This window comes from Micromonospora sp. CMU55-4 (genome assembly GCF_011602315.1).
GTDB lineage: Bacteria > Actinomycetota > Actinomycetes > Mycobacteriales > Micromonosporaceae > Micromonospora > Micromonospora chalcea.
This window is the reverse complement of sequence record NZ_JAAOLH010000006.1, coordinates 225,923-238,085: the sequence shown is the minus strand read 5'-3', so window position 1 is coordinate 238,085 and position 12,163 is coordinate 225,923. Positions and strand designations below refer to the sequence as shown.

At 72.2% G+C, this 12,163-nt stretch carries 14 protein-coding genes; 12 read left to right on the top strand and 2 right to left on the bottom strand.

Annotated elements, in window-relative coordinates:
• Nucleotides 1-38 precede the first annotated feature (38 nt).
• Nucleotides 39-626, bottom strand: a complete 588-nt coding sequence (locus HA073_RS13630; protein ID WP_043324821.1) for a TetR/AcrR family transcriptional regulator — start codon at nt 624-626, stop codon at nt 39-41.
• A gap of 192 nt (nt 627-818) precedes the next feature.
• On the opposite strand from HA073_RS13630, the gene HA073_RS13625 reads away from it, so the two are divergent.
• The gene (locus HA073_RS13625; RefSeq protein WP_166456547.1) at nt 819-1,751 is read left to right on the top strand and encodes an SDR family NAD(P)-dependent oxidoreductase; all 933 of its coding nucleotides are present in this window, start codon (nt 819-821) and stop codon (nt 1,749-1,751) included.
• A gap of 100 nt (nt 1,752-1,851) precedes the next feature.
• Nucleotides 1,852-2,667, top strand: a complete 816-nt coding sequence (locus tag HA073_RS13620) for a sugar phosphate isomerase/epimerase (protein ID WP_166456546.1) — start codon at nt 1,852-1,854, stop codon at nt 2,665-2,667.
• Nucleotides 2,668-2,671: 4 nt separating this feature from the next.
• Here the strand turns inward: HA073_RS13620 and HA073_RS13615 are convergent, their stop codons facing one another.
• Nucleotides 2,672-3,433: an enoyl-CoA hydratase/isomerase family protein gene (locus HA073_RS13615; RefSeq protein WP_166456545.1), complete on the bottom strand. Its 762-nt coding sequence runs from the start codon at nt 3,431-3,433 to the stop codon at nt 2,672-2,674.
• A 172-nt stretch (nt 3,434-3,605) separates the two neighbouring features.
• On the opposite strand from HA073_RS13615, the gene HA073_RS13610 reads away from it, so the two are divergent.
• The 10 genes from HA073_RS13610 to HA073_RS13565 are packed head-to-tail and all read left to right on the top strand — an operon-like array spanning nt 3,606 to nt 12,162.
• The gene (locus tag HA073_RS13610; RefSeq protein ID WP_166456544.1) at nt 3,606-4,466 is read left to right on the top strand and encodes a CoA transferase subunit A; all 861 of its coding nucleotides are present in this window, start codon (nt 3,606-3,608) and stop codon (nt 4,464-4,466) included.
• Entirely contained in the window at nt 4,463-5,290 is an 828-nt protein-coding gene (locus HA073_RS13605) for a CoA-transferase subunit beta (RefSeq protein ID WP_205797172.1), read from the top strand. The genes HA073_RS13610 and HA073_RS13605 overlap by 4 nt, the downstream gene beginning before the upstream one ends.
• A 14-nt stretch (nt 5,291-5,304) precedes the next feature.
• Complete coding sequence (locus tag HA073_RS13600; RefSeq protein WP_205797289.1) at nt 5,305-6,402, top strand: nitronate monooxygenase; 1,098 nt, start codon at nt 5,305-5,307, stop codon at nt 6,400-6,402.
• A gap of 2 nt (nt 6,403-6,404) precedes the next feature.
• The gene (locus tag HA073_RS13595) at nt 6,405-7,280 is read left to right on the top strand and encodes an SDR family NAD(P)-dependent oxidoreductase (RefSeq protein WP_064446330.1); all 876 of its coding nucleotides are present in this window, start codon (nt 6,405-6,407) and stop codon (nt 7,278-7,280) included.
• Nucleotides 7,273-8,070, top strand: coding sequence for an SDR family oxidoreductase (locus tag HA073_RS13590; protein ID WP_069090083.1), 798 nt, complete (start codon nt 7,273-7,275; stop codon nt 8,068-8,070). The genes HA073_RS13595 and HA073_RS13590 overlap by 8 nt, the downstream gene beginning before the upstream one ends.
• Before the next feature lie 60 nt (nt 8,071-8,130).
• Nucleotides 8,131-8,604, top strand: a complete 474-nt coding sequence (locus tag HA073_RS13585; protein WP_069090084.1) for a MaoC family dehydratase N-terminal domain-containing protein — start codon at nt 8,131-8,133, stop codon at nt 8,602-8,604.
• Nucleotides 8,601-9,110 (top strand): MaoC/PaaZ C-terminal domain-containing protein, encoded by a 510-nt coding sequence (locus tag HA073_RS13580; RefSeq protein WP_043324816.1) that lies wholly within the window; start codon nt 8,601-8,603, stop codon nt 9,108-9,110. Before HA073_RS13585 ends, HA073_RS13580 begins: the two co-directional genes overlap by 4 nt.
• Nucleotides 9,107-9,895 carry an enoyl-CoA hydratase family protein gene (locus HA073_RS13575; protein ID WP_166456542.1) on the top strand — a complete coding sequence of 263 codons (789 nt, stop codon included), beginning with the start codon at nt 9,107-9,109 and terminating at the stop codon, nt 9,893-9,895. The genes HA073_RS13580 and HA073_RS13575 overlap by 4 nt, the downstream gene beginning before the upstream one ends.
• 12 nt (nt 9,896-9,907) lie before the next feature.
• Complete coding sequence (locus HA073_RS13570) at nt 9,908-10,882, top strand: NADPH:quinone oxidoreductase family protein (RefSeq protein ID WP_104113746.1); 975 nt, start codon at nt 9,908-9,910, stop codon at nt 10,880-10,882.
• A gap of 29 nt (nt 10,883-10,911) precedes the next feature.
• Complete coding sequence (locus HA073_RS13565; RefSeq protein WP_166456598.1) at nt 10,912-12,162, top strand: acyl-CoA dehydrogenase family protein; 1,251 nt, start codon at nt 10,912-10,914, stop codon at nt 12,160-12,162.
• Nucleotide 12,163 lies beyond the last annotated feature (1 nt).

The window sequence follows — 12,163 nt, the reverse complement described above, 5'->3', positions numbered from 1 at the left end:
CCGGGCACCACCCTAGCAAGCGCTTGGTTTGTCCGCGCTCAGTCGCGGGCGAGAATGCCGTCGAGGAACACCGAGACGAAGTCGTCGGCGAAGTTCGCCATGGAGTACGACGGGGTCGGCTTGAACCAGCGGACCGAGAGCCACAGCGCGTCGCGCAGCATGCCGTGCAGCACGCGTACCGGGATGTCGTTGCGGAAGTCGCCCGTGGCGATACCGGCCTCGAGCACCTGGATCCAGGCCCGCTGGATCGTGGCGGCCGCCTCGCGGATGTGCTCGTAGCCCTCGATCTTGGGCAGGTAGCCGCTCGAGTTCTGGTAGATCTCGGTCGCGTGCGGGTGGGCCTCGATGTTGGCCAGCGAACTGGTGACGAGCTTGCGCAACTGGGTCGCCGGCTTCTCCTCGGAGGCCAGGACTTCGCCGTAGCGGTAGGTCAGGTCGGTCAGGTAGTCCGAGATGATCGCGTTGACCATCTCGTCCTTGGACTTGAAGTGGTGGTACAGGCTGCCGGAGAGGATCCCGACCGAATCGGCGATCTCGCGGACGGTCGTGGCATCGATTCCTTTGGCTGCGAAAAGGTGGGCGGCGTTGTCGAGGATGACCGAGCGTCGGTCCTGGGTCGTCGACATATGGGTGCTCCCGGTTCCTCGAGCAAATGTGTTGGTCAAGCGCTTGCTTTATATCACTTCGATGCCTTCAGCATGATAAAGCCAGCCTCCCTTGACCGGGGTGCTGGCAATGCCTAGGGTAGCGGCCAACCAAGCGCTCGTTCGGTGCCCGGAGCCCGCTGCGGATCCCGATCAGCCGAGAGGGGCTGCCCGATGCCCGACCCGAGTCCCGCCGTCCCGTCCGGGCATCCGTCCGCCGCCCGGTCCGACCGGGCAGCCGGCCTGCTCGCCGGCCGTGTCGTCCTCGTCACCGGTGCCGCCGGCGGGCTGGGGGCGGCGTACGCGCGCGGCATCGCCGCGGCCGGAGGCCACGTGGTCGCGGTCGACGTCGACGCGGACGGACTCGAACGGCTCAGCGGGCAGATCGCCGCGGCGGACGGCCGGGGCTCGATCCGGGTCGCCGACGTCGCGGACTGGGCGAGCGCGCACGACGTCGTGCGTGACTGCCTCGCCGAGCACGGCAGGCTCGACGGCCTCGTCAACAACGCCGGCGTCTTCGCCATGGCCCGCGCCGGCACCGAGTCCGAGGCCACTGTGCGCCGGATGCTCGAGGTCAACGTGCTCGGCGCCGTCGCCTGGGGCGACGCCGCCATCGCGGCGATGCGCGCCCAGGGGCACGGGGTCCTGGTCAACGTCACCTCGGGCGAGCAGATGGGCCGTGCCGAGACGGCCGTGTACGGGGCGACGAAGGCCGCGATCGCCACGCTCACCTACGCCTGGGCGGCCGAACTCGCCGACGTCGGGATCCGCGTCAACGCGATCTCCCCGAACGCCCAGACCCGGATGGCCGAGGTGCTCGAGCGGTTCCGCGGCGTACCGAGCGGGCAGAACGCGGGCATCGCGCCCGAGGCCAACGTGCCGCTGCTGCTCTACCTGCTCTCCGACCTCAGCGCCGAACTGACCGGCCAGGTGCTGCGCTCCTACGGTCCCGAACTCATGCTGACGACCCACCCGGCGCTCGCCGAGCCCGTGCTGCGGCACACGGCGTGGACCCCGGAGCGCATCGCCGAGGCCGTCACGGCGCGGCTGCGACCGCACCTGGCGCCCCTCGGGGTGCGCCGGGCGCGCATCGAATACCTCGACTGACCCGACGTCCGAGGCTGACCCGACGTCCGAGACCGATCCGACGTCCGAGACCGACCCGACGTCCGACCCTCCGGACGACCGCCGAGCCGACAGGAGCCCGATGTCCGCCACGACCAACCCGGTCTGCGTCAGCGGCATGGCCGCGATGTCCTGGGCCCTGCCCGAGGAGATCGCGATGTACCGGCGTACCGGTACCGACCTCGTCGGACTCCAGCGCAGCAAGGCCGTCTCCTTCGGCGTGACGGCGCTCGGCGACCTGCTCGCCCGGCACGACGTACGGCTCGGTTACCTCGTGCACAGCTTCACCGCCCATCCGGACGACGAGCCGGGCTGGGCGCAGCAGGTCGCGGCGTTGCGGGACGGCGTCGTCGACGCCGGTCGGCTCGGGGCCGACCTGGTCTACCTCACCTCGGGCCCTTCGGCGCACCTGACGTGGGAGGAGGCGGCCGACCGGTTCGCGGAGCGGATCGCTCCGGTCGTGGCCACCGCCCGCGAACACGGGGTGCGTCTCGGTGTGGAGAACACCCTGCCGGTCAAGTGCGACCTCAGCTTCACCCACACCGCGCGCGACGCCCTCGCCCTGGCCGACCTCTGCGGCATCGGCATCTGCCTCGACCTCTACTGCTGCTGGCAGGAGCGGGGCCTGACGGAGCTCATCCGCGACCGGGTCGGTCAGGTCGAGTTGCTGCAGGTGTCCGACTTCCGGGTCGGCACCTCGACCTTCCCGAACCGGTGGGTGCCCGGGGACGGCGACCTGCCGATGGCCGGTCTGCTGGCGAACGTGCTGCGGGCCGGCTACACCGGCATTATCGACGTCGAGTTGATCGGCCCGGCCATCGAGGCCGAGGGCGCCGAGCCGGCGGTGACCCGTTCGGTCGCGTGGACGCGCGAGCAGATCGCGGCGGCGCGTCCCTGAGCGCTCAGGGCGCGTCCGCCCATCGCGGCGCCCGCTTGGCGACGAACGCGGCCGCACCCTCGGCGGCGTCCGGCCCGGCGAGCAGTTCGAGTGTCGCGAGCCGGTTGGCCGCCGCGAGGTCGCCCACGCGGGGGTCCAGGCTCAGGTGCATGAGCCGCTTGGTCGCCCGCACCGCCGCGGGGGAGTGGGTCGCGATCCGGGCGCCCAGCTGCAGCGCGCGCGGCAGGACCTCGTCGGCGGGGACCACGGCGTTGACCAGGCCCAGCTCGTGGGCCCGGGCCGCGGGAAGCGGTTCGGCGGTCAGCCCGAGTTCCAGGGCTACGGCGACCGGTACGCGACGCGGCAGGTCGGTGCCGCCCTCGGTGGCGGCGATGCCGCGCCCCACCTCGGGCAGCGCGAAGTAGGCGTGCTCGGCCGCGACGACGAGGTCGCAGGCGAGGGCGAGTTCGAAGCCGCCACCGACGGCGGGCCCGTTGACCGCGGCGATGACCGGCTTGCGGTAGCCACCGCGCAGCAGCGTCAGCGGGCTGCGGGCCACGTCGACCAGGCGTCCCTCGGCCGCGGCGCGCAGGTCCATCCCCGCGCTGAAGGACAACTCGCCGGTGCCGGTCAGCACGACCGCGCGTACGCCCGGGTCCGCGTCGTATCCGAGCAGGGCGTCGGTCATCGCCAGGAGGGTGTCGGGATCGAGGGCGTTGCGTACCTGCGGCCGATTGATCCTGATGACTCCCACCGCGTCGACACGCTCGCGCACCACGGTGTCCATCTGCCGTCCTCCTTCGCCACAGGGTCTTGACCCTTCCCCTGGGACTGTTAGGGTACCAACCAAGCGCTTGCTACATGGCGACCCGGCCGTGGATGCCCGGCACGCGACTCGCCCTTCGCGCTGCTCACCACCGCTCGGGCAGTGCTCCGACAGACGCAACGATGAGGGACACATGGCCGACAAGACTCTGACAGCCCGCGACGTCGTGTCGCGGCTCGAATCCGGGATGACCATCGGCATCGGGGGCTGGGGCTCGCGGCGCAAGCCCATGGCCCTCGTGCGCGAGATCCTGCGTTCCGACCTCAGGGACCTGACCGTGGTCAGCTACGGCGGGCCGGACGTCGGGCTGCTGTGCGCCGCGGGCAGAGTCAAGAAGGTCGTCTTCGGTTTCGTCTCCCTCGACAGCATCGCCCTCGACCCGCACTTCCGCGCCGCGCGGCAGAACGGCGCCGTCGAGATCGCCGAGTACGACGAGGGCATGCTCCAGTGGGGGCTGTACGCCGCCGGCATCCGCCTGCCCTTCCTGCCGACCCGCGCCGGGCTCGGGTCGGACGTCCTGAAGCACAACCCCGACCTCAAGCTCGTCCAGGACCCGTACGGCACCGAGCAGCTCGTGGCGATGCCGCCGCTGCGCCTCGACGCGGCCCTCGTGCACATGAACCGCGCCGACGCCCAGGGCAACGGCCAGTTCCTCGGGCCCGACCCGTACTTCGACGACCTCTACTGCCTCGCCGCCGACCAGGCCTTCATGTCCTGCGAGCGGATCGTGCCCACGGCTGAGCTGAGCGCCGCCGGGCACTCGGCGACCATCAAGATCAATCGCCAGCTCGTCGCCGGTGTCGTCGAGACCCCGAACGGCGCGCACTTCACCTCCTGCGCCCCCGACTACGAGCGCGACGAGGCCTTCCAGCGCGAGTACGTCAAGGCCGCCGGCGACCCGCAGGCCTGGGCCAAGTTCGAGCAGCGGTACCTGTCCGGTACCGAAGATGACTACCAGGCGGCCGTCGCCGCCCGAGCCGAGGAGGTCGCATGAGCAGCGCCGCCACCGAGTCCGTGGACCAGCCCACGGGCAGCGCCACCACCGCCGACGCGCCGGTGACCCGCGCCGAGTACTGCGCGGTCGCCGTGGCGGACACGTTCGCCGGCGACGGTGAGTCCATCGCCAGCGCCTTCGGCACGATCCCGGCCATCGGCGTCCGCCTCGCCCGGCTCACCGTCGCCCCCGACCTGCTGCTCACCGACGGTGAGGCCCACTTCGTCTCCGGCTCCTGGGAGATCGGCGCGGACCCGCACGCCACCGAGGGCGTCGTCATCGAGGGCTGGAGCCCGTTCCGCACCATCTTCGACCTCGTCTGGCACGGCAAGCGGCACGTCATGATGATCCCGGTCCAGATCGACGGGCACGGCAACACCAACATCTCGGCCATCGGCGACTACACCCGGCCCAAGGTCCAGCTGCTCGGCGTACGCGGCGCCCCCGGCAACAGCATCTACCACCCGACCAGCTACTGGGTGCCCAACCACTCCACGCGCAGCTTCGTCCGGACCGTCGACATGATCTCCGGCGTCGGCACCGACAGCGCCCGGGCCGCCGGCCCGGCCGCGATCGCGCACCACGAGCTGCGGCGCGTCGTCACCAACCTCGCGGTCCTCGACTTCGGTGGCCCCGACGGCACGATGCGGCTGCTCAGCCTGCACCCCGGCGTCACGCTCGACGAGTTCCACGCCGCCACCGGCTGTGCCGTGCACGTCGAGGGCGAGGTCCCGGCCACCCGCGAGCCGAGCGCCGAGGAGCTGCGCCTCATCCGCGAGGTCATCGACCCCCGCTCGCTGCGCGACCGCGAGATCCCGGCATGAGTCAGGGCCGCGGGATGCACCCGACGCTGCGTACCCGGGCGACCGACCTGTTCGGGGTGCGGTACCCGATCGTCCAGACCGGCATGGGCTACGTCTCCGACGTACGCCTGACCACCGCGACGGCCAACGCCGGCGGACTGGGCATCCTCGCGGCCGGCCTGCTCTCCTACGACGAGCTCGTGGAGGCCGTCGAGCAGATCCAGGCCGGCACGGACGCGCCGTTCGGCGTCAACATCCGTGCCGACCAGCCGGACGTCGTCAAGCGCATCGACCTGCTCATCTCGGCCGGCGTCAAGGTCGCGTCCTTCGCGCTGGCCCCCAAGCAGGAACTCATCGCCAGGTGCAAGGACGCCGGCCTCGTCGTCGTCCCGTCGATCGGCGCGCGCCGCCACGCCGAGAAGGTCGCCGCGTGGGGCGCCGACGCCGTCATCGTGCAGGGTGGTGAGGGCGGCGGCCACACCGGCGGGGTGCCCACCAGCCTGCTGCTGCCCCAGGTCGTCGACGCCGTCGACATCCCGGTCATCGGGGCCGGCGGCTTCTTCGACGGCCGCGGCCTCGTCGCCGCGCTCGCCTACGGCGCCGAGGGTGTCGCCATGGGCACCCGCTTCCTGCTCACCAGCGACTCGCCGGTGCAGCCGTCGGTGAAGGACGTCTACCTGTCCAAGACGGTCAACGACACCGTGCTGACCCTGCAGGTCGACGGTGTGCCGCAGCGCGTGCTGCGCGCCGGCACGATCGACGAGCTGGAGCGCACCTCCGCCGCCGGCCGGGTGCTTCGGGCCGTACGCAACGCCTTCGCCTTCCAGAAGCTGTCCGGCACGCCGTGGGGCGACATGGTCCGCGAGGGCCTGGCCATGCGCAAGGCCCACGACCTGACGTGGAGCCAGGTCGTCATGGCGGCAAACGCTCCGATGCTCTACCGGTCGGCCCTGCTGGAGGGCAGGACCGACCTCGGCGTCATGGCCACCGGCCAGGTCGTCGGACTGATCGACGACGTACCGAGCGTCGCCGAGCTCATCGACCGCATCATCGACGAGGCCACCCGGACCCTCGACCGGCTCGGCGTGCCCGCGCCGGTCGCGTCGACCCCGGCCGGGCACAAGGAGGAGTAGTCATGGGAGCACTGCAGGGACGCGTCGTCGTCGTCACCGGTGCCGGCCGCGGCCTCGGCCGTGAGCACGCCCTGCTCGCCGCCGCCGAAGGCGCCTCGGTCGTCGTCGCCGACACCGGCGCCGCCGCCGACGGCACCGGCAGCGACCCCTCTGTCGTCGAGGCCGTCGCCGCCGAGATCACGAACGCCGGCGGGCGGGCCGTGGCCAGCACCGCGGACGTCGCCACCACCGAGGGCGCCCGCGAGCTGCTCGCGCTCGCCCGCGACACCTACGGACGCGTCGACGGCCTCGTCAACAACGCCGGCATCCTGCGGGACCGGATGTTCGTCAACATGAGCGAGGACGACTGGGACGCGGTCATCCGTGGCCAGCTCCGCGCGACGTTCGCGCCGTGCCGGGTGTTCGCCGACCACTGGCGCACCGAGTCCAAGGCCGGCAACCAGCCGGTCGCCTCGATCGTCAACGTCTCGTCGACCTCGGGCATCATCGGCGCCGTCGGGCAGACGAACTACGGCGCGGGCAAGGCCGGCATCGCCGCCCTCACCGTCATCCTCGCCCAGGAGATCAGCCGCTACGGCGTACGCGTCAACGCGATCGTCCCGGTCGCGCGTACCCGGATGACCCAGGACCTGCCCGGCATCGGCGAGATGGTCGCCGCCCCGGCCGACCCCGCCGTGTTCGACGTCTACCACCCGGGCAACGTCTCCCCGCTCGTCGCCTGGCTGCTCACCGCCGACGTGCCGGTGACCGGCGAGGTGTACTACGCCAAGGGCGGCGAGATCCGCCGCTGCGCGCCGTGGAGCTACGACTGGACGATCGACAAGGGCGCCCGCTGGACCGTCGAGGAGATCGCGAAGGAGATGGCCGCCCGTGTCTGACACCGGTCACACCGACGTCGCCGACTGGGCCGGCCCGGCCCACGGGCTGCTCTCCGGGCGTTCGGTGCTCGTCACCGCCGCGGCCGGCACCGGCATCGGCTTCGCCACGGCGCGCCGCGCCGCGGAGGAAGGCGCGCGTGTCGCCGTCAGCGACCGTCACGAGCGCCGCCTCGCCGCGTCGGCCGACGAGATCGAGCGCCTCACCGGGACCCGGCCGCTCGCGGTGCCCTGCGACGTCACCGACCAGGCCCAGCTCGACCACCTCATGGACACCGTCGCCGCCGAGTTCGGCGGCATCGACGTGCTCGTCAACAACGCCGGCCTCGGCGGCACCGCGGCGGTGCAGGACATGACCGACGAACAGTGGGACTCCGTCCTGTCGGTGACCCTGACCTCGACGTTCAAGGCGACCCGGTCGGTGCTGCGGCACATGATCCCGGCCGGCAAGGGGGTCATCGTCAACAACGCCTCCGTCATCGGCTGGCGCGCCCAGAAGGGGCAGGCGCACTACGCCGCGGCCAAGGCCGGAGTCATGGCGCTGACCCGCTGCGCGGCCCTCGACGTCGCCGAGCACGGCATCCGGGTCAACGCGGTGTCCCCGAGCATCGCGATGCACGCCCATCTGGCCAAGGTGACCAGCGACGAGCTGCTCGCCCAGCTCTCGGCCCAGGAGGCGTTCGGCCGGGCCGCGACGCCGTGGGAGATCGCCAACGTGATCGTCTTCCTTGCCAGTGACTACTCGTCGTACATGACCGGCGAGGTCGTGTCCGTCTCGAGCCAGCACCCGTGACCACCCGCTGCGCGCCGGCGACCGTGCCGGCTCGCAGCGGACCAACGAAAGGAGCACGTCGTGGCCAACCCCGACGCGCAGGGCGTCACCGGCGCCCCCTTCCGGCTCGACGTCGAACGCGGCAAGATCCGCGAGTTCGCGCTGGCCACCGGAGCGGCTGACGCGGACTACCTGCGGGAGGAGAACCCGGTCGTACAGCCGACGTTCCTCACCACGACGTTCTTCTGGCAGGGCGAGGACTCCAACCCGTGGTCCGCGGTCGAGCTCGACCAGCAGCGCGGCCTGCACGCCGAGCAGCAGTACACCTTCTTCGGCGAGCCGCCCCGCGCCGGCACCCGGCTCACCTGCCAGTCGCGCATCGGCGAGATCTACACCAAGGTGGGGCGTCGCGGCGGGGAGATGACGTTCGCCGTGATGTACACCGACTTCCACGACGAGACCGGGCGTCTCGTCGCCCGCGCCAAGCTCACCGGTGTCGAGACGGCCCGCCCGCCGGCCACCGGGGACGCGGCACAGGACGGAGCGTCCGCATGAGCGACACGACGGCCACCGCCGGTCCCCGTACGACCGAGGTCGCCCTGCCCGTCCCGGCGACCCCTCCGGCGCGCACGTACGGCCCGGTGACCCGCACCGACTTCGTCCGCTACCAGGGTGCCTCGGGCGACATGAACCCGATCCACCACGACGAGGTCTTCGCCAAGGCGGCCGGGTTCCCGAGCCCTTTCTCGGTGGGCATGTGGCAGGCCAGCCTGCTCGGCACCTACGCCACCGACTGGCTCGGCGGCCCCAACGTGCGGGACTTCCGCATCCGGTTCCTGGCCCAGGTGTGGCCCGGCGACGTCCTCACCCTCGACGGCGTTCCGCTGCGCACCTACGTGCTCGAAAGCGAGGACGGCCGTGAGGGCCGCGTCGACGTCGAGCTGACCTGCCGGCGGCAGAGCGGCGACAAGGCCGTCACCGCGTGGGCGACATTCGTGCTGCCCCTCGACGTCGCCGTCGAGGCCGGCGAGCGGCCCGAGACCACCGAGGAGCAGGGATGAACCCCACGAGCCACCCGTCGGTGACGACGACCGTGCACGCCGACGGGATCGCCGAGATCGTCGTGGACAACCCGCCGGTCAACGCGCTGCCGGTGGCCGGCTGGTTCGCGCTCGCCGCCGCCCTCGACGCCGTCGGCGCCGACGAGTCGGTGCGGGTCGTGCTGCTGCGCGCCGAGGGCCGCGGCTTCAACGCCGGCGTCGACATCAAGGAGATGCAGCACACCGACGGCTTCACCGCGCTGCTCGGCGCCAACCGCGGCTGCTACGCCGCGTTCAAGGCCGTCTACGAGTGCCCCGTCCCGGTCGTCACCGCCGTCCACGGCTTCTGCCTCGGTGGCGGCATCGGCCTGGTCGGCAACTCCGACGTCATCGTCGCCTCCGACGACGCCACCTTCGGCCTGCCCGAGGTGGACCGCGGCGCCCTCGGCGCGGCCACCCACCTGTCCCGGATGGTGCCCCAGCACCGGATGCGCGCCATGGTCTACACCTCGGCCACCGCCACCGCCCAGGAGCTGCACGCGTACGGCTCGGTGCACAGCGTCGTACCCCGGGAGCGGTTGCGCGCGACGGCGCTCGCCGTCGCGACCAGCATCGCCGAGAAGGACCCCACGGTGATCCGCGCCGCCAAGGCCTCGCTCAACGGCATCGACCTGTGGGACGTCAACCGCAGCTACCGCTTCGAGCAGGGCTTCACCTTCGAGCTCAACCTCACCGGGGTCGCCGACCGGATCCGCGACGAGTTCGCCGGCACCGACAAGGCGGCGCGCCCGGGCAGCGAGGGCTGAGCCGTGCGGTCGATGGTGGTGCGCGAGCTCGGCGGTCCCGAGGTGCTCACGGTCACCGACGGGCCGCAGCCGCAGCCCGGACCGGGGCAGGTGCTCGTCGACGTCGCCGGCGCGGGGGTGAACTTCCCCGACGGCCTCATCGTCGCCGGCACCTACCAGACCAAGCCGGAGCTGCCGTTCGTGCCCGGCTGCGAGGTCGCCGGCACGGTCGCGGCGCTCGGCGACGGGGTGACCGGCCCACCCGTCGGCACCCGCGTCGTCGGCTTCTGCGGCATCGGCGGCTACGCCACCCAGGTGCTCGTCGACGCGCGCATGGTCCACCCGTTGCCCGACGGCGTCGACCTCGTCGAGGCGAGCACGATCCCCGTGGTCTACGGCACGTCCTACCACGGCCTCGTCGACCGGGCCCGCCTCGCCGCCGGCGAGACGCTGCTCGTGCTCGGCGCCTCCGGCGGCGTCGGCCTCACCGCCGTGCAGATCGGCAAGGCCCTCGGCGCGACAGTGATCGCGGCCGCGTCGAGCGAGGACAAGCGTGAGCTGTGCCTGACGCACGGCGCCGACCACGCCATCGGCTACGACGACCTGACCGCGACGGTGCGCGCGCTGACCGGCGACGCCGGCGCCGACGTCGTCTACGACCCCGTCGGTGGCGACGCCGCCACCGCGGCGCTGCGCGCCCTCGCGTGGGCCGGGAGGTTCCTCACCGTCGGCTACGCGGCGGGCACGATCCCGCAGGTCAAGCTGAACCGGCTGCTGCTCACCGAGGGCGCGGTGCTGGGGGTCCTCTGGGGCGCCTGGGCAAGGCGCGACCCGGCGGCGAACGCCGCCAACATGACGACGGTGCTGGAGTGGATCGCCGCCGGCCGGCTGAGGCCGCACGTCAGCGAGGTCTTCCCGCTGGAGGAGGCCGCCCGCGCGCTCGGCACGGTGCTGAACCGTGGCGCTCGCGGCAAGATCGCCCTCCGCACGAGCACAGGCAAGGAGTGACGGTGGCTGACGCGACCGACCTGACCCGGATGGACCTCGGCCCCGGCCCGCGCGCGAGCGAACTGCTCGCGACGTTGCGCACGTTCATGACCGAGCACGTCTACCCCGCCGAGAAGGTGTACGCCGCCCAGCTCGCCGCCGCGGCCGGCGAGAACGGCGGGGTGTCCCACGTCCTGCCGCCGGTCGTCGAGGAGCTGAAGGCGACGGCGCGCACGCTGGGGCTGTGGAACCTCTTCCTGCCCGACCTGTCCGGCCTCACCAACGTCGAGTACGCCTACCTGGCCGAGGAGACCGGACGCTCGCCCTACCTCGCCCCCGAGGCGATCAACTGTGCCGCGCCGGACACCGGCAACATGGAGCTGCTGCACATGTTCGGCACGCCCGAGCAGAAGCAGCGGTGGCTCGCCCCGTTGCTCGACGGCACGATGCGCTCCGGCTTCTCGATGACCGAGCCGGACGTGGCCTCCTCCGACGCGCGCAACATCGCCACCTCGATCGTGCGTGACGGCGACGAGTACGTCATCAACGGACGCAAGTGGTGGACGACAGGCGCCGCGGACCCGCGCTGCGCCGTCCTCGTGCTGATGGGCAAGACGGACCCGGAGGCGGCCGTCTACCGGCAGCAGTCCATGATCCTCGTACCGGTCGACACCCCCGGGGTGACGATTCTGCGGTCGCTGCCGATCTTCGGTTACCACGACCAGCACGGCCACTGTGAGATCCGGTTCGACGACGTGCGGGTGCCGGTGACGAACCTGCTCGGCGCCGAGGGCGAGGGTTTCGCCATCGCCCAGGCCCGCCTCGGCCCGGGCCGCATCCACCACGCGATGCGCTGCGTCGGCATGGCCGAGCGGGGCCTCGAGCTGATGGTGCGCCGGACGACGGCCCGCGAGGCGTTCGGCGGCCCGATCTCCGACCAGGGCGTGGTGCGGAACTGGATCGCCGAGTCCCGCATGGAGATCGAGCAGGCGCGCCTGCTCGTGCTCAAGGCGGCGTGGCTCATCGACCAGGTCGGGATCCAGGGCGCCGCGACCGAGATCGCCGCGATCAAGGTCGTCGCGCCCCGGGTCGCCCGCAACGTGCTGGACCGTTCGATCCAGGCGCACGGCGGCGGCGGGGTCACCGACGACTTCCCGATCGCCCGGATGTGGGCGAGCGCCCGCATCCTCGGCATCGCCGACGGCCCGGACGAGGTGCACCTGCGCACGGTGGCGCGTACGCAACTACGCCGCTACCGCGACACGCCGGCGACGGTTTCCGCCGGGACGGGACGGGACTGAG